A 485-nucleotide genomic window follows, 5' to 3' on the forward strand; every position below is an offset into this window, starting at 1 on the left:
CGCGCCGGCGGGATAGGTTCACCGCAATGGCGGCAATAAACCTCTTCTCCGGGGGCTACTTTGTCCGTGCCCATCATGATTTCGCTCATTTCAAGCCCTCAACCAGCACTTGCCTTTTTGCCTCGCAAGCGCGTAAAGCCTGCCTGTCGCGCGCCCATAGGCTGGTGGCGCGGCTCTGGCTTAACCCTGCCGGCGGCAAGGTTTGCGGCGCGCTGCAAGCTTGGGCTGCAAATGCCGGCACGGCAGAGCGGATAAATTCCGTCTTAATGACCGGCTGTGCCGGCAGCGGTGTTGAGCAGCCCGATATGAGCAGCGTCAAGACCGCAGCTATTATCCGATAATGTCGCATTTTTTGCCTCTAATTCTTCCAGTTCCGCTTCCAGTTCCGCCCGCTTGCCTTCAAATGCGTGCTCGGCTATCAAAGCCTTTTCCTGCAATTCGTTTTGTCGGCGCAGTGCCGCCGCATTACTTTTTGCAATTTCTGC

1 protein-coding gene is annotated in these 485 nt (G+C 57.1%); it reads right to left on the reverse strand.

What is annotated here, in order from left to right:
• Positions 1-263 precede the first annotated feature (263 nt).
• The coding region (locus DPQ22_RS08870; RefSeq protein WP_190323151.1) for a hypothetical protein at positions 264-485 on the reverse strand (222 nt) is incomplete at its 5' end.

The organism is Candidatus Tokpelaia sp. (assembly GCF_008636115.1).
In the GTDB taxonomy this organism is placed as follows: Bacteria; Pseudomonadota; Alphaproteobacteria; order Rhizobiales; family Rhizobiaceae; genus QLZD01.